The sequence below is a fragment of the Haloterrigena salifodinae genome (assembly GCF_003977755.1).
Taxonomy (GTDB): domain Archaea; phylum Halobacteriota; class Halobacteria; order Halobacteriales; family Natrialbaceae; genus Haloterrigena; species Haloterrigena salifodinae.
Genome location: NZ_RQWN01000002.1, coordinates 336,178 through 355,204, shown reverse-complemented (window position 1 = coordinate 355,204; position 19,027 = coordinate 336,178). Strand labels below are relative to the sequence as shown.

General features: G+C 62.8%; 19 protein-coding genes. 13 read left to right on the top strand and 6 right to left on the bottom strand.

The annotated features are described in order from the left end of the window. Positions 1–35: 35 nt before the first annotated feature. Positions 36–323: a GYD domain-containing protein gene (locus EH209_RS10560; RefSeq protein WP_126662874.1), complete on the bottom strand. Its 288-nt coding sequence runs from the start codon at positions 321–323 to the stop codon at positions 36–38. A gap of 120 nt (positions 324–443) precedes the next feature. On the opposite strand from EH209_RS10560, the gene pyk reads away from it, so the two are divergent. From pyk to EH209_RS10535, 5 genes are all read left to right on the top strand, one after another. Further along, positions 444–2,201 (top strand): pyruvate kinase, encoded by a 1,758-nt coding sequence (gene pyk, locus EH209_RS10555; RefSeq protein ID WP_126662873.1) that lies wholly within the window; start codon positions 444–446, stop codon positions 2,199–2,201. A gap of 66 nt (positions 2,202–2,267) precedes the next feature. After that, complete coding sequence (locus EH209_RS10550; RefSeq protein WP_126662872.1) at positions 2,268–2,684, top strand: DUF7312 domain-containing protein; 417 nt, start codon at positions 2,268–2,270, stop codon at positions 2,682–2,684. A 157-nt stretch (positions 2,685–2,841) separates the two neighbouring features. Next, positions 2,842–3,441, top strand: coding sequence for an NfeD family protein (locus EH209_RS10545; RefSeq protein ID WP_126662871.1), 600 nt, complete (start codon positions 2,842–2,844; stop codon positions 3,439–3,441). A gap of 72 nt (positions 3,442–3,513) precedes the next feature. Then, positions 3,514–4,692: an SPFH domain-containing protein gene (locus EH209_RS10540; protein WP_126662870.1), complete on the top strand. Its 1,179-nt coding sequence runs from the start codon at positions 3,514–3,516 to the stop codon at positions 4,690–4,692. Between the two features lie 176 nt (positions 4,693–4,868). Then, entirely contained in the window at positions 4,869–5,486 is a 618-nt protein-coding gene (locus tag EH209_RS10535; RefSeq protein WP_126662869.1) for a winged helix-turn-helix transcriptional regulator, read from the top strand. Between the two features lie 57 nt (positions 5,487–5,543). On the opposite strand, the gene EH209_RS10530 is transcribed toward EH209_RS10535, so the two are convergent. The 3 genes from EH209_RS10530 to EH209_RS10520 all read right to left on the bottom strand — a co-directional run bounded on the left by EH209_RS10530 (position 5,544) and on the right by EH209_RS10520 (position 7,314). After that, positions 5,544–6,194, bottom strand: coding sequence for an HAD family hydrolase (locus EH209_RS10530; protein ID WP_126662868.1), 651 nt, complete (start codon positions 6,192–6,194; stop codon positions 5,544–5,546). A 118-nt stretch (positions 6,195–6,312) separates the two neighbouring features. Then, positions 6,313–6,546, bottom strand: coding sequence for a DUF7123 family protein (locus EH209_RS10525; protein ID WP_126662867.1), 234 nt, complete (start codon positions 6,544–6,546; stop codon positions 6,313–6,315). A 240-nt stretch (positions 6,547–6,786) separates the two neighbouring features. Next, a complete protein-coding gene (locus EH209_RS10520; RefSeq protein ID WP_126662866.1) occupies positions 6,787–7,314 on the bottom strand; it encodes a DUF84 family protein in 528 nt (175 codons plus the stop codon). A gap of 218 nt (positions 7,315–7,532) precedes the next feature. On the opposite strand from EH209_RS10520, the gene EH209_RS10515 reads away from it, so the two are divergent. Beyond that, complete coding sequence (locus EH209_RS10515; RefSeq protein WP_126662865.1) at positions 7,533–8,522, top strand: transcription initiation factor IIB; 990 nt, start codon at positions 7,533–7,535, stop codon at positions 8,520–8,522. 774 nt (positions 8,523–9,296) lie between these two features. On the opposite strand, the gene EH209_RS10510 is transcribed toward EH209_RS10515, so the two are convergent. After that, the gene (locus EH209_RS10510; protein WP_008896215.1) at positions 9,297–9,704 is read right to left on the bottom strand and encodes a PPC domain-containing DNA-binding protein; all 408 of its coding nucleotides are present in this window, start codon (positions 9,702–9,704) and stop codon (positions 9,297–9,299) included. 935 nt (positions 9,705–10,639) lie between these two features. On the opposite strand from EH209_RS10510, the gene rdfA reads away from it, so the two are divergent. The 7 genes from rdfA (at position 10,640) to EH209_RS24015 (ending at position 17,670) form a co-directional block, all read left to right on the top strand. After that, positions 10,640–11,287, top strand: coding sequence for a rod-determining factor RdfA (rdfA, locus tag EH209_RS10505; protein ID WP_126662864.1), 648 nt, complete (start codon positions 10,640–10,642; stop codon positions 11,285–11,287). A 90-nt stretch (positions 11,288–11,377) separates the two neighbouring features. After that, complete coding sequence (locus EH209_RS10500) at positions 11,378–13,339, top strand: archaea-specific SMC-related protein (RefSeq protein ID WP_126662863.1); 1,962 nt, start codon at positions 11,378–11,380, stop codon at positions 13,337–13,339. A gap of 836 nt (positions 13,340–14,175) precedes the next feature. Next, positions 14,176–14,739: an amino acid-binding ACT protein gene (locus EH209_RS10495; RefSeq protein WP_008896212.1), complete on the top strand. Its 564-nt coding sequence runs from the start codon at positions 14,176–14,178 to the stop codon at positions 14,737–14,739. Then, positions 14,739–15,686: a homoserine dehydrogenase gene (locus tag EH209_RS10490; protein ID WP_126662862.1), complete on the top strand. Its 948-nt coding sequence runs from the start codon at positions 14,739–14,741 to the stop codon at positions 15,684–15,686. Before EH209_RS10495 ends, EH209_RS10490 begins: the two co-directional genes overlap by 1 nt. A gap of 297 nt (positions 15,687–15,983) precedes the next feature. After that, the gene (locus tag EH209_RS10485; protein WP_126662861.1) at positions 15,984–16,685 is read left to right on the top strand and encodes a type I 3-dehydroquinate dehydratase; all 702 of its coding nucleotides are present in this window, start codon (positions 15,984–15,986) and stop codon (positions 16,683–16,685) included. Between the two features lie 266 nt (positions 16,686–16,951). Continuing rightward, positions 16,952–17,365: a zinc ribbon domain-containing protein gene (locus EH209_RS10480; RefSeq protein WP_126662860.1), complete on the top strand. Its 414-nt coding sequence runs from the start codon at positions 16,952–16,954 to the stop codon at positions 17,363–17,365. A gap of 146 nt (positions 17,366–17,511) precedes the next feature. Next, positions 17,512–17,670 (top strand): DUF7331 family protein, encoded by a 159-nt coding sequence (locus EH209_RS24015; protein WP_164722031.1) that lies wholly within the window; start codon positions 17,512–17,514, stop codon positions 17,668–17,670. Between the two features lie 21 nt (positions 17,671–17,691). Here EH209_RS24015 and EH209_RS10475 read toward each other — a convergent pair whose 3' ends face one another. Next, positions 17,692–18,810: an NADH dehydrogenase subunit gene (locus EH209_RS10475; RefSeq protein ID WP_126662859.1), complete on the bottom strand. Its 1,119-nt coding sequence runs from the start codon at positions 18,808–18,810 to the stop codon at positions 17,692–17,694. Positions 18,811–19,027 lie beyond the last annotated feature (217 nt).

Sequence of the window (19,027 nt, the reverse complement as noted above, 5' to 3'; positions counted from 1 at the left end):
TCGACACCACTGCGGAACGACGGCGCTCGACGCCGTCAGATTTCGTCGACTAGATTCGCGAAGTCGTCGGTATCGACGATTTCCATCGTCTGCGCCGACAGTCCGTGCCGACGGAGAGTTAACGCCGACTTAAACGCCAACTCGCGGTCGGCCGCGTCGAAGAGGACGAGAAAGTCGTGCCGTCCCAGAATCGCGTCCGAGTCGAGCATCTCTGCCTCGTGATCCTCGAACTCGGTTCTGATCGCGCCCCAGATCGACGATAGTTCCTGCGCGTTTTGGACGGACCGGTCGTCAACGTCGACGAGCGATGCGTCAGTTACCATACGTCGGCGTCCGGCAAACGAGCGGAAAACGATTCGCGTGGCACGGGACGACACGAACGAGAACTCGAGTGCGAGTTACCGACCCCACCATTTTTGGCCGTACTCGCGCAACGTCGACCTATGCGAAACGCGAAAATCGTCTGTACGCTGGGGCCCGCCTCGAGCGATCGAGGCACGATTCAGGAGCTCGCCGAGGCAGGGATGTCGGTCGCGAGACTGAACGCCAGCCACGGCAGCCGGGAGGATCGCGCCGAGTTGATCGATCGCGTTCGAACCGTCGATGAGGCCCGTCCGGAGCCCGTCGCCGTAATGCTGGACATGCAGGGACCGGAGATCCGGACCGCACCGCTTCCCGACGGCGAGACGGTCTCCCTCGAGACCGGCTCCGAGATCCGGTTCGTCGAGGGCGACGAGGCGAGCTCGGAAACCGTCGGCCTCTCCCTCCCCATCGGCGCCGTCGAGGAGGGCGACCGGATCCTGCTCGACGACGGCCTGATCGAGACGACCGTCCTCGAGCACGACGGCGACTCGGTCCGCGCCCGCGTCGACGCCGGCGGCGAACTGGCCGGCCGCAAGGGCGTCAACGTCCCCGGCGTCGACCTCGATCTGGACATCGTCACCGAGAAAGACCGGAAGGACCTCGAACTGGCCGCCGAGAAGGAGGTCGACTTCGTCGCGGCGAGTTTCGTCCGCGACGCCGAGGACGTCTACGAGGTCAGCGAAGTGCTCGAGGAGTTGGGCGTCGAGATTCCGCTGATCGCGAAGATCGAGCGAGCCGGTGCGGTGGCGAACCTCGAGGAGATCATCGAAGCGTCCTACGGGATCATGGTCGCCCGCGGCGACCTGGGCGTGGAGTGTCCGATGGAGGACGTCCCGATGATCCAGAAGCGGATCATCCGGAACTGCCGCGAGGCGGGGTCGCCCGTGATCACCGCCACGGAGATGCTCGACTCGATGGTGCACGCCCGGCGGCCGACCCGCGCCGAGGCCTCCGACGTGGCAAACGCCGTCCTCGACGGCACCGACGCGGTGATGCTATCAGCCGAAACCGCCATCGGCGACCACCCCACCGAGGTCGTCGACGCGATGGACAGTATCATTCGCGAGGTGGAGGAGTCGAACGAGTACGACGAGTTGCTCGAGCAGCGCGTCCCCGCCGCCGGCGAGGCGCGGACGGACGCGCTGGCGCGCTCGGCGCGCTTCCTCGCGCGGGATATCGACGCAGACGCCGTCGTCGCCGCGACCGAATCCGGCTACACGGCGCTGAAGACGTCCAAGTACCGGCCGGGCGTGCCGGTCGTCGCCTCGACGCCGAGTCACCGCGTCCGCCGGCAGCTGTCGCTTACGTGGGGCGTGACGCCGCTGTATGCCCGCGTCTCCGATCAGGGGGCCGACGCGGTCGTCGAGCGAGCCGTCCAGGCGGCCTTAGACGCCGGCGTCGCCGAGAGCGGCGACACCGTCGTCGTCCTCTGTGGCATGATGACCGAACTCGAGGGCGCGAACACGACCAACATGTTGAAGGTCCACGTCGCCGCCGAGGCGTTGACGACCGGTCGGGTCGTCGTCGACGGACGGGTGACTGGCCCCGTCGTCAAGCTTACCGACGGCGACCTCACGGACGTCCCCGAGGGGGCGATCCTCTCGCTGCCGACCGACTTCGACGAGGAGTTCACGGGCGACCCGACGAAGATCGGCGGGATCATCGACGCCCAGCGGGGGCTGACGGGCTACCCGGCGCTGATCGCCCGCGAGATGGACATCCCGATGATCAGCGGCGCCGATCTCGAGGAAACCGCCGACGGAGACGTCGTGACGCTCGACGCCGAGCGCGGCGTCGTCTACGGCGGGGATCTCGGCGCGCGGGCCGACCGACCCTGATCGCGCTCCGGGAAAACCGATCCGCGGGCCCGCGGGTTTTTGACGACGGGGCTGTTACGGTCACCTATGGCAGACGATGCGGCCGGAGCCGGCGGCGACGACGGCGAGCGACGCGGCTCGTCGGCGCCCGATCCGGACGCGACGAACTCGATCGACGATCGGCAGACCGCGGACGACCGCGACCCGTGGGATCGAGACGACCGGCGAGAGCGTGCCGACGATAGCGCTGTCGACCGTCGCGACGACGGGTTCGACGGCCCCTCGCGGGACGACGAGTACCGCGTGCCACTGGATCTCTCCGGGGACGCCGACGCGGCGGCCGAAGCCGACGCCGACGCGGACGAGGACGATTCGTACGCGCCCGAACCGAATTCGACGCCGATCAAACCCGGTGATCCCGACCTCGAGAGCGCGATCTTCGTCGTCCTCGGCGCGGTCGCGATGACGCTCGTCCTCCTCCGAGTTATGACCCTCCCGCTGTGATCGTGATCGCGACCGCGCGATCGCGTCGACGACTCGCCGCGAGGGCGGCCGTCGACACCCACAGCTGCGTTCGTCGGTGCTTCTCGACCTGTAGCCCCGGATCCCGTGGTGACGTCGCTCGGCAACCTTTAATCCGGGTGAGAACTTAGCTGACAGTATGCTGGAACTCCTCGTCGGGAACATGCCGCTCGCGCTCCTGATCGCGGGGCTCGTACTCATGGGTCTCGAGGCGATTTCGCCGGGCGCACACCTCATCGTGATCGGTGTCGCACTGGTCGGCGCGGGACTGATCGGCGTGCTCGTTCCCGCAGTGGTGAACCCGTTTATTCTCGCGGCGCTAACCCTCGCCATCGGCGTCGGAGCGGCCTACGTTTACCGCGAGTTCGACTTCTACGGCGGCAAGGGCACCGCCCAGACCTCCGACTCGAGTTCGCTGGCAGGCGCGACGGGCTACGTGACCGAGACCGTCACGGCCCGCGAAGGACAGGTCAAACTCGAGGAAGGCGGGTTCTCGCCGTATTACAGCGCCCGGTCGACGGGCGGAACGATCGAGGAGGGCGAAGAGGTCATCGTCCTCGATCCCGGCGGCGGCAACGTGTTGACCGTCGAGGCACTCGGCTCGATCGCCGAAGACGAGATCGACCGCGCGCTCGCGGAAGGGGCGGACGACACCGACGACACCGATGATACCGACGCTGTCGACGAGAATTCGCCGTCCGAACCCGAAGCGGAGACCGAGACCGAGAAATCGAGCTGACCCGATCGGGTCGGCCAAACATGTAGTCTAAACAAGGGAACGTTTTTCCCTCCACCGCCGCAAGAGCGAAATATGGTCGTAGAAACACTTCCAATACAATCCGCCGCCGGGGGTGCGCTGCTGCTCGTCGGCGCGCTCGTCCTCCTGGTCGTCATCGCCGCACTGCTCAGTGCGATCGAAATCGTCGACGCCTACGAGAAGCGCGCTCTGACCGTCTTCGGCGAGTACCGCAAACTGCTCGAGCCAGGGATCAACTTCGTCCCGCCGTTCGTCTCGAACACCTATCGGTTCGACATGCGAACGCAGACGCTGGACGTTCCCCGTCAGGAAGCGATCACGCGGGACAACTCGCCCGTGACTGCCGACGCCGTCGTCTACATCAAGGTCATGGACGCCAAGAAGGCGTTCCTGCAGGTCGATAACTACAAAAAGGCCGTCTCCAACCTCGCCCAGACCACCCTCCGAGCCGTGCTGGGCGACATGGAACTCGACGACACGCTCAACAAGCGCCAGGAGATCAATGCGCGCATCCGCCAGGAACTCGACGAACCCACCGACGAGTGGGGGATCCGCGTCGAGTCCGTCGAGGTCCGCGAGGTCAACCCCTCGAAGGACGTCCAGCGCGCGATGGAACAACAGACCTCCGCGGAGCGTAAGCGCCGCGCGATGATCCTCGAGGCACAGGGTGAACGCCGCAGCGCCGTCGAGAAGGCCGAAGGTGACAAACAGAGCGAGATCATCCGCGCCCAGGGTGAAAAGCAGAGCCAGATCCTCGAGGCCCAGGGTGACGCGATTTCGACGGTCCTACGCGCGAAGTCCGCCGAGTCGATGGGCGAACGTGCGGTCATCGATAAGGGGATGGAGACGTTGGCCGACATCGGTCAGGGCGAATCGACGACCTTCGTCATGCCACAGGAGCTCACCTCGCTGGTCGGCCGCTACGGGAAGCACCTCTCGGGAAGCGACGTGGAGGAGAACGGCGCCGAACTTGAGAGTCGCGAGTTCGACGAGGAGACCCGCGAACTGATCGGCCTCGACGACATCGCCGAGATCATCGGCGAGATTGACGAGGAAGCCGAGATGGACCTTGAGGCGATGGAACAGGAAGCCCAGGCGATCAAAGAAGGCAAGGACGCCGGCACCATCTCCGACCCCGACGCGGTCATCGAGGAGATGGATCAGGACTTCCAGGAACGAACCGACGGCGGCGCCGAACCGTCGGCCGACGACGCCGACGACTCGACGAACTAACTGCCACGCGCCGGCGACAGTTCACCAACTGCCCGCCAGCCTTCTGGTCCCAGATCTGACCCCGTTCAAAAACTGAATTCCGCCATAAACATCGCGCAGAGACTATCACGCTTCACGAAACGAATTGGAGCGAAACCTGTTTTAGGTCCCGTCCCATTCCTCGTAGTAAGCACAGCATGACGACATCAAACGGGGTCGACGACGAGAAACGAGCGACCCTTCGTCGCTTCGCCGCGCTCGGAGCGGCGTCGCCGCTTGCCGGACTCTCCGAGTCAGCCGCGGCCGACACGGGCGAAAGCGACGCTCGCGACGCGATTGCCGGCTATCTCTCGACGACGCCCGGCGCCCACTTTTCGAAGATCCGGGACGATCTCCAGTTAGGGACCGGCGAAACCCAACACCACCTGCGACGTCTCGAGGAACTCGAGGTAATCGAGCGTTACCGGGACGGGGACTACAAACGGTTCGTGCCGGCCGGCCGGTTCGACGAGTTCGAAAAGCAGGTGCTTGGCTACCTCCGCCGGGAGACGCCCCGCGGAATGCTGATCGAACTCCTCCGGAACCCGGCGGCGACCGGCGGCGACCTCGCGGCGGTACTCGACGTCTCGCCGCCGACCGTCAGCAAGTACGCCGGCGAACTCGAGGACGAGGGCCTGCTCTCCCGGGAGGACGGCTACGCCGTCGAACGGCCCGAGACGGTCCTCGTTCTGGTCGTCCGCCACGCCGACTCCTTCGGCGACGCGGCCCGTCAACTCGCGCGAAACGCGGACCAGTACCTCACGTACGACGGCTAAGAGTGGACTACTCCTTGGTAATAGCGCGTTACGCGTCGATTTTGTGGTTGATATTCTTCAGACGATATCGGTCAGCGCCGCCAGCGACTCGAGTTCGAGCGTCGCCTCGGCGGGGCGGTCGAGGCCGCGATTGTGCGAGCGTCGGAGGAACGCCGTCTCGAGGCCGGCGGCTCGACCGGCCGTGACGTCTTTGATCGAATCGCCGACGTAGAGTCCCTCGCTGCTCCCGAGTTCGTCGAGCGCGTCCTCGATGTAATCGGGTTCGGGTTTGCGGCGCCGGTAGCCCTCGAGCGTCGGATCGCGACCGCGAACGACCTCGAAGTCGATGCCGACGTAGTCGGCGACGAACTCCGCGGTCTCGTGGCGGTTATTGGTCACGAGCCCGACTGTGGTTCGTTCGGCTAGGGCCTCGATTGCGTCGATGTCGTCGTACAGTCCGCGCTCGCCGGCCCGGAGTCGATCGTGGGTTCCCTGCGAGGCGTAGCGTTCCTTCAGTTGCCAGAACCGCGCTGGATCGATCCCCAGCGCCTCGCAGTGGTCGGCGACGTTCTCGAGGTCATTTCGGCGGAGATCGGCCCGCTGGGTCGGCGTCGGATCGGCTTCAAGTTCGTCGAGGGCGGCGTCGGCGGCGTCCGCGTACACCTGCGGGTGAGTTCCCGGACCCTCGAGAAGGACGCCGTCCATATCGAACAGAATCGGCTGTGGCATTTCTCGCCCGGTCCTATGCCGCGAACCGTGAAAAAACGGCTGCTACACTACCGGACGGATTACAAAGAGAAAATACGGGGAGGGCGGCGGATGACTCCCGTCGCCTGCGTCGCGAGCGTTAAACGTTAACTTTCCACGTCGTACTCGAGGAGTAACCCCATTTTTCGATCTCGACGTCGAAGTTGCCGTCCTGCAGCGCCGTAATGTTCGATCCGACTTCCTTCGCGGTCATTCCGAGTTCCTGGCCGATGAGTCGCGACTTGAAGTAGGTCTTCGTGCCGGCGTTATCGCGAAGGTACTGGAGGATACGGTGTTGCTTGCTCGTGAGGTCGGCCGCCATTGCAGTGCTCATACTTCGTTCGATGGCAGGAACGCCCTTAGGGGGTTTGGTACGCGCGGTTAACCCGACGCCTGCTTGCGGTTTTGCCGGGAGTTAATGGGATCATAATCGAGTAGAAAGCTCCCGTTGGTACGTGCGGTTAATATATGTCTTTTGGTGAGCGTCAGGTGCGATAGACCATCACGTGTCTCTGATGATGATCCCGGTCAGTCTGTCATCTCTGGTGATGGGTTGTGTTACGGTACGACGGCGCTAGGCGCGGTCGGGGCTCGACTCGTCCGCGACGAACGGACCGAACGCACACGCGACCGCCTCGCCGAGCGCTCGCGTTCGGCTCGTCAGGCCGGCCGTCAGAACGCCGGCGGCGCCCTCGGCCTCGGCGATCCCGTCCGTGCCGAGGCGGTCGTCCATCACCGGCCCCAGCTCCGCCCCGTCCTCGAGGCGATGCGCCACGTCGTCCGGGAGGTGAAGCGTCGGCCCGCCGCCGCGTTCCAGCCGGTCGCCGTCCGTAGCCGCGGCCCACATGATCAGCGAGAGCCCCGGGACGCCGTCGATACGCGCGACGCCGCCCTCGAGGCCGATCCCGTAGTCGGCGTCGGTCGCCGCGAGCGCGCGCTGGGCGCGGTTCTCGGCGCCGGTAACGGTCTCCTCGATCGACCACGGCTGCTCGGGGACGCCGGAGTCGACCGCCGCGTCGACGACGGTCGGATCGAATCGCTCGAGGGTCCGTTCGACGGCGTCGATCTTGGTCGGGTTCGTGCTTCCGACTGCGAGGTCCATAGCGGCGGTTCGAAGGGGCGGCAGTTGGGGGCTCCGGTTCGGCGAGACGCCCCTCATGATTGTCCCGATCATTCATACTAGTTCCGGCGAATTACCCGCTCTCGAGAGCTGTCGGCTCGCGATTTCGAAACCCTTAACCATCGAGTGTCTGAACGTGGAAGGTAACGAATCCGTCCGGGCTTTTGCAGCTAGTTCGGCCGGTCAGCATTCGCCATCGTATGAGCAACACACCATCGAACACAAGAGTACGGCGTACCGAGCACGAAACAGACGACACAACCGAAACGACGGACGAAAGCGAGCAGAGCAACCTCGATTGCCCCGAGTGTGCGGGCAACCTCGTCGTCGACGACGAACACGGCGAGACCGTCTGCGAGGACTGCGGACTGGTCGTCGAGGAGGACTCAGTCGACCGCGGCCCCGAGTGGCGGGCCTTCGACGCTACCGAGAAAAACGAGAAGTCCCGCGTGGGCGCGCCCACGACGAACACGATGCACGACAAGGGGCTCTCGACGAACATCGACTGGCGCAACAAGGACGCCTACGGGAACTCCCTGGGCTCGCGCCAGCGCGAGAAGATGCAGCGCCTCCGCAAGTGGAACGAGCGCTTCCGCACTCGCGACTCCAAGGAGCGCAACCTGAAACAGGCACTCGGCGAGATCGACCGTATGGCCTCCGCGCTGGGACTCCCGACGAACGTCCGCGAGACTGCCTCCGTCATCTACCGCCGCGCGCTCGACGAGGATCTGCTCCCCGGCCGTTCGATCGAGGGCGTCTCGACGGCCTGCGTCTACGCCGCTGCCCGCCAGGCCGGCGTGCCCCGTAGCTTAGATGAGATCGCCGACGTCTCCCGCGTCGAGAAAAACGAGATCGCCCGCACCTACCGCTACGTGGTCCGGGAACTGGGCCTCGAGGTCCAGCCCGCCGACCCCGAGAGCTATGTCCCCCGCTTTGCCTCGGGACTCGAACTCTCGGACGAGGCCGAACACCGCGCTCGTGCCCTCCTGCAGAACGCCAAGGAGAAGGGCGTCCACAGCGGCAAGTCGCCGGTCGGCCTCGCGGCCGCCGCGGTCTACGCCGCCGCCCTGCTGACCAACGAGAAGACCACGCAGGCCGCCGTCAGCGACGTCGCCGACATCTCCGAAGTGACGATTCGGAACCGGTACCACGAACTCCTCGAGGCCGAGGAGACCCTCGGTCTCGCGTAAGCGGTCCGCTCGGCTTTTCACCGTCGTTTCGATCGATCTCTCGACTGCAGTTGCTCGATACTTTCCTGCGGTATTGCACTCCGTTCTCGATACGTTCCGTTCGCTGTCAGTGGTATCACCGTCGCGGACCGACTGCCTCGGGCGTCGGCTAACTGGTAGATAGTCGACGTGTTTCTCTGCCACACAACCGGAATCTAACCCGGTCAGATATAGTACCAACCTCCATATGTTATTTGAGAAGTGTCTAAAATGAGTAACACCGTATTGGGGGACCCATATTAGCACATATTTCCGACTTAACACCACCATATTGTCCAATTTATGGAGTTTTTATCGATGTGTCCACCGCACTCCCCTTCCTATTTTCGAAGACACTAACTATTGTCTTTCGGTACTAGACGGCCGGAGAGTGGTTCCATAGAAGCCGTTTTAGAAGCGATACTGTGCCGCGTATCGATGATCTTTAGAGTTGATCTGCATCTCGAGAGAACGCGATTATCTATCTCCATACTATCATTCTGTTCTGATACTAGTGCCATTTTCCAACCGAGGTATGGGAATCGAGCGACGAAATGCTGGCTACAGCGCCGATCAGTCGACCGCCGGTTCGGTCGGCGGGACATCCGACGTTCCGGGTCGGTGCCACGGCGTCGCGAGGGGCGCGACCGGCTCGAGCATAGCTCCGGAAACGCCAAACGCCGCCTCGAGACCCGAGCGGATCGACCGCGAGCCCAATCAGGGCCCCGTATCGGGCCGGCCGGATTGGTCCCGGGCTCAGAGGTCGAAGACGTCGAGTCCGGTCCGTTCGTCCAGCTGGTGGGTGAGCGAGGTCTCGCCCGGGAAGACGACGATCTCGAACGTCCCGGAGACGACTGCCTCCGAGCAGTGGCCCCCGAGGGACTCGAAGTTCTCGTCTCCGAGTTGGATGTGCGTGTGGATCTTGTCGGGACCGATGTTTCCGAGGAAGCTCGTCACCTCATACTGCCCGGTGAACCGCTCCTCGTTGTACTCCTGTTCGGATACGTCGTAGTGGCCGAGCACGACCTCGTCGACGGCGCCGATCCCCATCAAGAAGCCTTGCTCGAGTCCCGCGTCGTCGCGGAGCGTCTCGAGGGAGGCCAATACTTCGTCGCCGGGATCGAGTCGAACGACGATTCGGTCGGATTCTTCAGTGTAGTCCATTGTATGCCCTACTGACGGGTGCCGAATAAATAATAGTTCCCTCACTCGCTTCTGGTGTTCGAAGCGTTGCGTCCAGAATGCGTGGCGATATCGCGATCGGAGGGAACAAGAACCGAACCCCTTAGCAATCTCATCTTCAAACAGTTAGACGCGAGCACCCGCTCCCGTTTCGACCGGAGTAGACAGCTACTCAATCTCGACGCGAGACCAGAACGCTATTTACAGAGGTACTTTCGTAATTTACGGCGCCGGTTGGCATCACTATTACGCTATCGTTGAATTATGGAAACATTCGTTCGACAATCGGGCGACGACTCGTCGGCTGTCTCCGATGCCGATAGCGAATTCGGTGATGCAACCGGCAACTAGCATCCATCCGTCGGTGAGGGTTTCGAGGGCAACGCAAGACGAACTCGGTACCGGGCCAGAACAGAAACGACACCCATGCCAGGAAAAGATATCGCATTATTTGATTTATTTACGGGTTTGTCCGCTGCTCTTGTCAAGGACGACAGTCGTAAAACAGGGCTCAAGAGTTCGCCTGGAACACGCCAAGTCCGAAAAATAGTCGACAGAAGCCTGAATTCTGGGTGGAATCGATAGTCAGTTTCGGACACCAATCAAATGCAAGCCAAATATTATATACGCGGCTGCCGCAAGTAACGCACATTGCTTTTATATCTGTGTGAACCACAAATTACAAAAGTACCTCTGTAATCGGGAGTATCGATTGCATACATAACTCAGATGATGACAGACGAGCGGCTCGATAGCGATATGAACTCATACATGTCTATGTAGAATGGTTTGTCAGCGTGACGGTAAGACGATACTGGCCCGGAACGCAGTTCTCCACCGTTACGGATCACACCTGCACGTTCCGAAGACGACGTGGATCCGAACGTTTTTCGTCTCCTGACGAGTAGACAAACATAGTGACCGATCGTTCCAGTTCGACTGATTCGGAGGCGGTGTGTACGTGCAAGCTCGGGCGGGTCGCGACGCAGTACGAGCTCGCGGGTCTCAACGACGACCTGGTCGCCTACTGGACTGGGGACGGAGACGACCAGCGCAGCACGCGCGAACTCGCGACCTACGTCAATCACCGCGTGCTCGAGGCGGCGCTCGAGGAGGCGGACATCCCGCCCAAAGAGGGAGAGGTCGAGAACACCTACCGACTGTTGACCGACGACGACGTCAGCAGCGGGACCCGGGTTCAGACTCGAAACGAACTCCAACGGGACGGCGTTCCGATCGACCGAGTCGAGTCGGATTTCGTCTCTCACCAGACGGTCTACAAACACCTTACCGACTGTCTCGGCGCGAAACTCGAGACGCCGAGCGATGAAGAACGGCTGGAGAGCAGCAGCGAAAAGCTCGGTGCGTTACAGAATCGGACTGCGGCCGTTACGGCGGACACCGTCGCCCAACTCGAGCGCAACGAGGTCGTCGCCATCGGCGACTTCGACGTCACCGTCTCGGTTACGGTAACCTGTGAGGACTGCCTCCAGGAGTACACCATCAGGGAACTCCTCGAGAACCGGGCGTGTGATTGTCACGCGGCGGACGCGGACGGCGCATAATCCGCTCTGTCGTCGAAACCTGGAACCGGCAAATTCTCACGAGTGGCTGAAGTGGGAATATCTATATGTGTGGGGACAGTACACCGGTGCATGGAACCTGGACTGGATACGAAACAACGAGACATTCCGGGGGCAGCCACCCTTTCGGTCGATAACATCGGGGGTATCGACGAAACGGAGGTTACGTTTCACCGCGGGGTGACGGTGCTCTCCGGGCGCAACGCGACCAACCGAACATCGCTGCTGCAGGCGATCATGGCAGCGCTCGGAAGCGAGCAAGCGAGTCTCAAAGCCGACGCCGACGAGGGCCACGCGGTCCTCGAGTTCGGCGACGAGACATACCGGCGGACGCTCGAACGCCGAGGCGGAACGATTGTTACCGACGGCGATCCGTATCTCGACGATCCGGAACTCGCCGATCTGTTCGCGTTCCTGCTCGAAACTAACGAAGCGCGACAGGCCGTCGCCCGCGGCGACGACCTCCGCGAACTGATCATGCGGCCGGTCGACACCGACGCGATCAAGGCCGAAATCGAGCAGTACGAACAGCAGAAACGGGAACTCGACGAGCGGCTGTCCGAACTCGACGATCTCGAGAACCGGCTGCCCGACCTCGAGGCAAAACGGACCCGTCTCACCGACGAGATCGAGTCGCTTCAGGCGGACCTCGAAGAGGCCCGCGAAGAACTCGAGGAGACGAACGTCGACGTCGAACAGCGACGCGAGGAGGAGTCCGAACTCGAGGAGAAACTCGCGGAGCTTCGCGACACCCGCTCGGAGCTCGAAACCGTCCGCGACCGCATCGAGACCGAACGCGAGAGTATCGAGGCTCTCGAGGACGAACGCGACGAGGTCGAGGAGCGTCTCGAGTCGCTCTCGTCGGGCGACGAGACGGAGGTCAGCCGCCTCGAAGCCGAAATCGACACCCTCCAGACGGAAAAGGCGGAACTCTCCGACGAGATCTCGCAGCTACAGAGTACGATTCAGTTCAACGAGCAACTGCTCGACGAACAGGAATCGGTCCTTCCGGATGCCGCCACTGAGGACGATGACGGCCCGGTTACGGACCAGTTGCTCGCGGACTCGGAGTCAGTCACCTGCTGGACCTGCGGCTCGTCGGTTCCCCGCGACCAGATCGAGACGACGATCGAACAGCTCCGGTCCGTCCGACAGGAGCGCATCGAAGAGCGCTCCGAGATCAGCTCCGACCTCGACGAGCGTCGGGAGACGCTCTCGGAGATCAACGAGAACAAGACCGAGTACCGGCAGACTCAGCGTCGCCTCGATTCGATCGACGACGAACTCGACCGGCGACAGGGCCGGCTCGACGACCTGGTTGACGACCGCGAGGCCCTCACCGAGGAGATCGACGACCTCGAGACGACGATCGACGACCTCGAGACCGACGACTACAGCGGGGTCCTCGACCAGCACAAGGAGGTCAACCAACTCGAGTTCGAACTCGAACGCAAGGAGCGCGAGCGCGAGGAGATCGACGACGAGATCGACGAGATCGAACAGCGACTCGACGACCGCAGCAATCTCCAGGAGCGTCGCGAAGACATCACCGACGAACTGACGGATCTCCGAACGCGCATCGATCAGATCGAGGCCGACGCCGTCGAGGGGTTCAACGAACACATGGAGAACCTCCTCGAGGCACTGGGTTACGATAACCTCGACCGCATCTGGATCGACCGGACGCGCCGCGAGGTCCGCGAGGGCCGCCGGAAGGTCGAGCGATCGTCGTTCGACCTCAAAATCGTCCGCAGTACCGACGACGGCGCGGCCTACGAGGACACGATCGGGCACCTGAGCGAGAGCGAGCGAGAGGTAACCGGTCTCGTGTTCGCGCTCGCGGGCTATCTCGTCCACGATGTCTACGAGACGGTCCCGTTCATGCTGCTCGACTCCCTCGAGGCAATCGACTCCGAACGGATCGCCAAAGTCGTCGAGTACTTCGAGTCCTACGTGCCGTATCTCGTCGTGGCGCTGCTGGACGAGGACGCGCAGGCCGTCGACGTCGAGCACGAGGTCGTCTCGGACATCTAATCGCGGCGACGAAGTCGTCGAATTTCTTTCAGTCGTAATCCACACAGCCGATAGCAGTCCGTTTACGACAATCATAAATCTCATATTGCGATATAGAATGGAATAGTCGGCGTTGATAGCGCGGTTGACGGTGAACAGTGGCCCTGGATTGCCGGGTGGCCTACGATGGGTCTCGTGGGTTGTTCGCTCGGACGCAGACGAAGCAGTTTGCTCTCGTCGCCTCGAACAGGGGGAGGGGGATTAATTGCCATATTTCTATACTACTTTTCAATTCGATATCTTCGATCGCCACCGAATAATCGGAGTAGGGAAAATAGTCCTGGATCACACACAGAGATGGCGAATATCGGCCTAAATCAGGCGGATTCGGCTACAATATTTGTTTCTAAGCGCAAGAAATCCAGATAATCAAAATAGTATCGAATCTAATTAGGAGTGACCAATACACCGGACAACAGGCGAAGGAGCCGCTTTTCGGGTGTATCTCAATTCGATTACTCGACCGACCTGATCAACAGATACATGCACGATAATATAGTATTCGAAAGAACTGTAGTTAGATAGATATACCCGGGAGCGACACCTCGAGCAGGAGAAGAAAGAGCACGTTCGGCGGCTGCAATGAAGAACGAGTGTCGCTCTCTATCCGGGAGAGCGTCGTTTCGAGCGAACTGATGTCGAGCGTCGCTACAACAGTCGCCGCCGAAACCGCCACAGCGGCCCGCTCGAGTCGGTCTCGAGCGATGAGGATATCTATACGCTTTTACGTTCCCGTTACGGAGACGATAGCATGCCCACGATGACGGACGATCACGTGCCGAGAGGCGGTGACACCGATGGGTGACGAACCGACGCCACCGGGTGACCTCGGCACCGAGACCGACGGCGGCGTTCGTACCTACACCGTCCGCCTCGAACTGGTCGACGAACCCGGCGAGTTACTCGCCGCGCTGGAACCGATCGCCGAAAACGGCGGCAATCTCATGAGTATCCACCACGAACGCGGCAATATCACGCCGCGAGGACACATTCCCGTCGAGGTCGACCTCGGCTGTCCGCCGGATCGGTTCGACGATATCGTCGCCGCACTCCGGGAAAACGGCATCAACGTCATTCAGGCCGGCGCCGAACGCTACGGCGAAGAGATCAGCGTCGTGCTGGTTGGTCACCTCATCGAGACGGATCTCTCCGATACCCTGCTGGCGATCGAGAACGAGACGAGCGCCGCGGTTCTCGATCTGTCGCTGTCCGCGCCACAGGGAACCGGCGACACCTCGAGCGCCCGAGTGCGACTCGCGATCGACTCCGGGCGGTCCGAAGCGGTCTTCGAGACCATCCGATCGGTCAGCGAGGAGAAGGATCTCACCGTCGTCGAACCGCTGCTCGGAGGTGACGCCTGATGCGACTCGCGATTCTCGGTGCAGGCGACGTCGGACGATCGGTCGCCGACCTCGCCGGCGAGTACGGTCACGAGGTCGTCGCCCTCGCCGATTCGACGAACGCCGTCATCGACGACGACGGCATCGACGTCGAAGGCGCACTCCAGCGCAAACGCAGCGGCGAACCCGTCGGCGTCGACGACCCCGACGACGTCTTCGAGGGCGAGTACGACGTCCTCGTGGAGGCGACGCCGACAACGCTCGGCGACGCCGAACCCGGATTCACCCACGTCGAACGCGCCCTCGAGGCCGACCGCCACGTCGTGTTGGCCAACAAGGGCCCCGTCGCCGAACGGTACGACGAACTCCGCGCGCTCGAGGACGAGAGCGCGGGTTCGATCCGGTTCGAAGCGACGGTCGGCGGTGCCATCCCGGTCCTCTCGACGATCGAAGACGAAACGCCGCAGGCCGTCACAGCGGTTCGCGGAGTCCTCAACGGCACGGCGAACTTCATCCTGACCCGGATGGCCGCCGAGGGACTGGACTACGATCACGTCCTCGCGGAGGCCCAGGACCTGGGCGTCGCCGAGGCCGACCCCACCTTCGACGTCGACGGCACCGACGCCGCGCTCAAGTTCGTCATCCTGGCGAACGTCCTTTCCGACGGCGGCTTCGCTCTCGAGGACGCGGATGTCGAGGGAATCCAGAACATTCCGGGTAGCGCGTTGAATCTGGCCGCCGAAGACGGCCGAACGATTCGGCTGATCGGCGAGGCCACCCGCGAAGGCGTCCGCGTCGCCCCGCGACTCGTCCCGCAAAACGGCCCGCTCGCGGTCACCGGTACCCGCAATATCGTCCAGATCGAAACGCGCCACGCCGGCTCGCTCCACTCGAGCGGCCGCGGCGCCGGCGGCCCGGAGACCGCCACCGCCGTTCTCTCCGACGTCAGTCGACTGGCCGATCGCTGACGCCTCCTCCTCGTCCGCTGACTCGCCGCTCGAATCCGTTCCGGACGAACACTCTCGAGGATTCTCGATGATAGATATATAAATGGCCATCTCGAGCCTTGAACTGTCGCGTGGTTCGAACGACGACTCCGACGTCGATCGGACGCTTCACTTCGATTAACTCCGGCGAATGACCGTTGTATCTCGTGATTTTCCGCCTCTCCGTGGTGATCAAATCCAGTCGCCGGCGGGCGTTTGGCAGACGGCGCTATCCGGCCTCTCGAAATCCTTTTATCTGGGGGATTGGTAGCCGGTATCATGACCGTCGACGGGTTCTCCCTCGCTGCGACGACGAACGATCTCGGACGGGAACCGGACGCGCGCGAGGCCGCCGATCTGCTCGAGTTTCGGATGGACAGCGCGAACGACCCGATCGAGCAACTCGCCGACTACGACGGCGAACTGCCAATTCTCGCCACGAACCGGTCGCAGTGGGCCGGCGGCCACGCGGAGGATCAGGGTCGCTTGGACGCGTTGATGACCGCCGCGGAATTCGGCGCCGTCGAACTGGTCGACGTTGAACTCGAGACGGCCCGTGGGACGGAGTGGGTTGTCGACGAGTTCCGCGACCAGGACGTAGAACTGGTGATCTCCTTCCACGATTTCGACGCAACGCCGGATCGGGAGACCCTCGACGCGATCATCGAGGAGTGCGCCGAGTACGGCGACATCGCCAAGTTCGCCACCCAGGTCGAAGACCGCCGGGACTGTCTGCGGATTCTGTCGGCGATCGAAAGCGCCACTCGCGACGGAATTCGGACCGCCGGGATGGGAATGGGAAAACTCGGCAGTCACACGCGCGTCGTCGCCCCGCTGTACGGTTCGGCGCTCGGCTACGCGCCGCTGGCCTCGGACTCGAGCGAGTACGCGCCTGGACAGTTGCCGCTGCGCGAACTCCGTTCGCTAGTAGAGACGCTCGAGACGGGCGCGGTGGATGATGGTGTTCTCGAGGGACTGTAGAGAGCGTATCCAAGCCGGCGAGAAGTTACGCAGACCGAGTGAGAGCGAAGCGACTCGCGATATGGAACGGTTCATGTTCGGCTCACAACGAGTCTTGGTGACGGGAGACGAGATCGCGTCTCGAGCTCTCGATTTTCGAAACGAATCGACTGCTCGGGAACGGGTTGCCGGTCCGTTCCCGCCCAGAACGGTTATCGATCCGAACGTACACCGTCGTCGAAAGAAATCGGAATGTTAAGGACGAGGGTCCCCTACCACCACGTACGATGACATGGCTTCGCGCGGTCGTCGCCGCTGGCCTCTCGATGGTCTTTCCCGGTGCCGGACACGTCGTGATCCGGGACTGGCTTCGAGCGCTGCTCTTTGCCGGACTCTACTTCGTCACGTTCTGGCTCTTCTTCCCGGTCGATCAGATCGCAGCGGCCGAATCGTTCGCCGAGGCGATGACGATCACCAGCGAGGTCGACATGCTGTCTCAGCTAACGGTCCTGTTCGTCAACCTCATCGCGGCGTTCGACGCGATCGTTCGAGCGCTCGAGTTCTCGCCGAGCAGCGGCGGAGACGACGGCGGGGCTACCTGCCCCGAATGCGGAAAGGAACTCGACGAGGACCTCGAGTTCTGTCACTGGTGTACGGCCCGCCTCGAGCCGAGCCCCGACGAGGAACCGGCCCAGACGTAATCTCCAGCCCCGCTCGAGTGACCGGCGTTACCACTACGCACCCGTGATATAATCACACTAGTAGTACATCGACGGAGCCCTTTTCACCAATCGCTTGGTACGGCGGCTATCAGGTCGGTCTCGGCGACCGACGGACGTGATTTCGAATGCACGCAAAGGGCGACTACGATGAGCGAGAGGCGACGGCGGATCGAGCGTTCGACCACTACGTCAGCTACGAGGACGGCGATGGCACCGTCATCTGCGATCGGCGGACCCCGTCCGCGTGGATCCGATCGACGACCGTGTGGTCGTGCCGACGGTGAGCCGTAGCCGCGCCGGCGGCATCAGCCCGACGTCGACCGGTCATCGCGCTCGATCGTAATCGATCGATCGCCGACACCGGTAACCGTGCCGTCGATCGGAGCGTGCTGGGCGATGCTGATCCCGTCGGCCGGCCGGGCGATCATCTCGCCGGTCTCGAGTTCGTCGCCGACTTTGACGATCGGCTCGCTCGGCGTGACGACCCCCTCGAAATCGGGGTTCGTGATCAGGGGCACTTCGACGCGGTCCGGACGGAGCGCTTCTGTCGGGGCCGTCTCGTGGACCGACTCCTTCCACGCCGCTGGTGCGAGGACGTTGACCCGGCCGCCGCTTCCGATGGTGTTCTCCTTGACGACCGACTCCTCCATCACGAGCAGGCAGTTCGTTCGCTTGCGGACCCCGAACGCATCCGGGGCCGCGTCGATCTCGAAACACCACCCCGGACCACCGTCAAGAATGACCTCGTTGTCGGCGAGGTCGTCCGTGCGACCCGCTGCCTCGAGCAGGTCCGTCGCCGGCGTGCCGATCGGTACCTCAAGGAACCGGTGGGTCGGCACCCGCCCGTCGACGTGGACGAACTTGCGGGTCGTCGGCTCCCCGTCGACGAGGGCGCGATAGACGTTCGAGAGCGTCTCGGTGTTCTGAACGATCCAGCCGTTGTCCATCGGGAGTTCGTTCCCTCCCATGACCACGCCCGCGACGAGCCGCATGAGGACGCTCTCCATCCCGAACTCGTACTTGTCGTCGGTGTAGGCGATGACGATTCCCGTCTCGTCTTCGGAGACTGGCAGCGCGTCCGGGGCATAGATCGTCGCGTCGGTCGCCGCCTCGAGGTCGCCCATCCACTCGTCGCGGTCGGGCCACTTGGCGGCGATGACGATCCGATCGAACGCCCGCTCGAGGAGTCCGTCGAACAGCGCCGCCAACTCCTCGGTTCGCTCGCGGCCCAGCCACTTGTCCATGTAGTAGTTCGGTTCGCTCTCTTGGTGGTTGACCAGCAGCGAGTCGACCTCGTCGAGGCGCTCCCACTTGGCGTATGTCGGGAATCCGGCGCCGCCTGCGCCCGCGAGGCCGGCATTACGAAGCGTCACTGCGAATTCGGGCGGTTCGACCGATCGAATGGCCTCTCGAGTAATACTCATCGTCTGCCACGTGTGACGATAACAACCACCATAGAAGTTGTTCGCCGCCGCGTGGAATTACCGTCACAAGGGATTATTTCCCCGTTTCAGGGTGTCTCGACGGGATACTGTCCGCGATTGTGGCAACTAGTCGACACACCGTGCCGAATCCGACTGCAGAACATGGGGTAAGTTACCAAATATCTATGATGCCGATCCGAGAGGTCGACGAAATCGA

What these genes read in the sequence shown, in the direction of transcription:
- EH209_RS10520 (WP_126662866.1), bottom strand. Translation starts at nt 7,314, where the DNA reads ATGGACCTCGCAGTCGGAAGCACGAACCCGACCAAGATCGACGCCGTC.
- EH209_RS10500 (WP_126662863.1), top strand. Translation starts at nt 11,378, where the DNA reads ATGGAACCTGGACTGGATACGAAACAACGAGACATTCCGGGGGCAGCC.
- EH209_RS10475 (WP_126662859.1), bottom strand. Translation starts at nt 18,810, where the DNA reads ATGAGTATTACTCGAGAGGCCATTCGATCGGTCGAACCGCCCGAATTC.
- EH209_RS10510 (WP_008896215.1), bottom strand. Translation starts at nt 9,704, where the DNA reads ATGGACTACACTGAAGAATCCGACCGAATCGTCGTTCGACTCGATCCC.
- EH209_RS10550 (WP_126662872.1), top strand. Translation starts at nt 2,268, where the DNA reads ATGGCAGACGATGCGGCCGGAGCCGGCGGCGACGACGGCGAGCGACGC.
- EH209_RS24015 (WP_164722031.1), top strand. Translation starts at nt 17,512, where the DNA reads ATGCACGCAAAGGGCGACTACGATGAGCGAGAGGCGACGGCGGATCGA.
- EH209_RS10515 (WP_126662865.1), top strand. Translation starts at nt 7,533, where the DNA reads ATGAGCAACACACCATCGAACACAAGAGTACGGCGTACCGAGCACGAA.
- EH209_RS10545 (WP_126662871.1), top strand. Translation starts at nt 2,842, where the DNA reads ATGCTGGAACTCCTCGTCGGGAACATGCCGCTCGCGCTCCTGATCGCG.
- EH209_RS10480 (WP_126662860.1), top strand. Translation starts at nt 16,952, where the DNA reads ATGACATGGCTTCGCGCGGTCGTCGCCGCTGGCCTCTCGATGGTCTTT.
- EH209_RS10535 (WP_126662869.1), top strand. Translation starts at nt 4,869, where the DNA reads ATGACGACATCAAACGGGGTCGACGACGAGAAACGAGCGACCCTTCGT.
- EH209_RS10490 (WP_126662862.1), top strand. Translation starts at nt 14,739, where the DNA reads ATGCGACTCGCGATTCTCGGTGCAGGCGACGTCGGACGATCGGTCGCC.
- EH209_RS10530 (WP_126662868.1), bottom strand. Translation starts at nt 6,194, where the DNA reads ATGCCACAGCCGATTCTGTTCGATATGGACGGCGTCCTTCTCGAGGGT.
- EH209_RS10485 (WP_126662861.1), top strand. Translation starts at nt 15,984, where the DNA reads ATGACCGTCGACGGGTTCTCCCTCGCTGCGACGACGAACGATCTCGGA.
- EH209_RS10540 (WP_126662870.1), top strand. Translation starts at nt 3,514, where the DNA reads ATGGTCGTAGAAACACTTCCAATACAATCCGCCGCCGGGGGTGCGCTG.
- EH209_RS10560 (WP_126662874.1), bottom strand. Translation starts at nt 323, where the DNA reads ATGGTAACTGACGCATCGCTCGTCGACGTTGACGACCGGTCCGTCCAA.
- pyk (WP_126662873.1), top strand. Translation starts at nt 444, where the DNA reads ATGCGAAACGCGAAAATCGTCTGTACGCTGGGGCCCGCCTCGAGCGAT.
- EH209_RS10525 (WP_126662867.1), bottom strand. Translation starts at nt 6,546, where the DNA reads ATGAGCACTGCAATGGCGGCCGACCTCACGAGCAAGCAACACCGTATC.
- EH209_RS10495 (WP_008896212.1), top strand. Translation starts at nt 14,176, where the DNA reads ATGGGTGACGAACCGACGCCACCGGGTGACCTCGGCACCGAGACCGAC.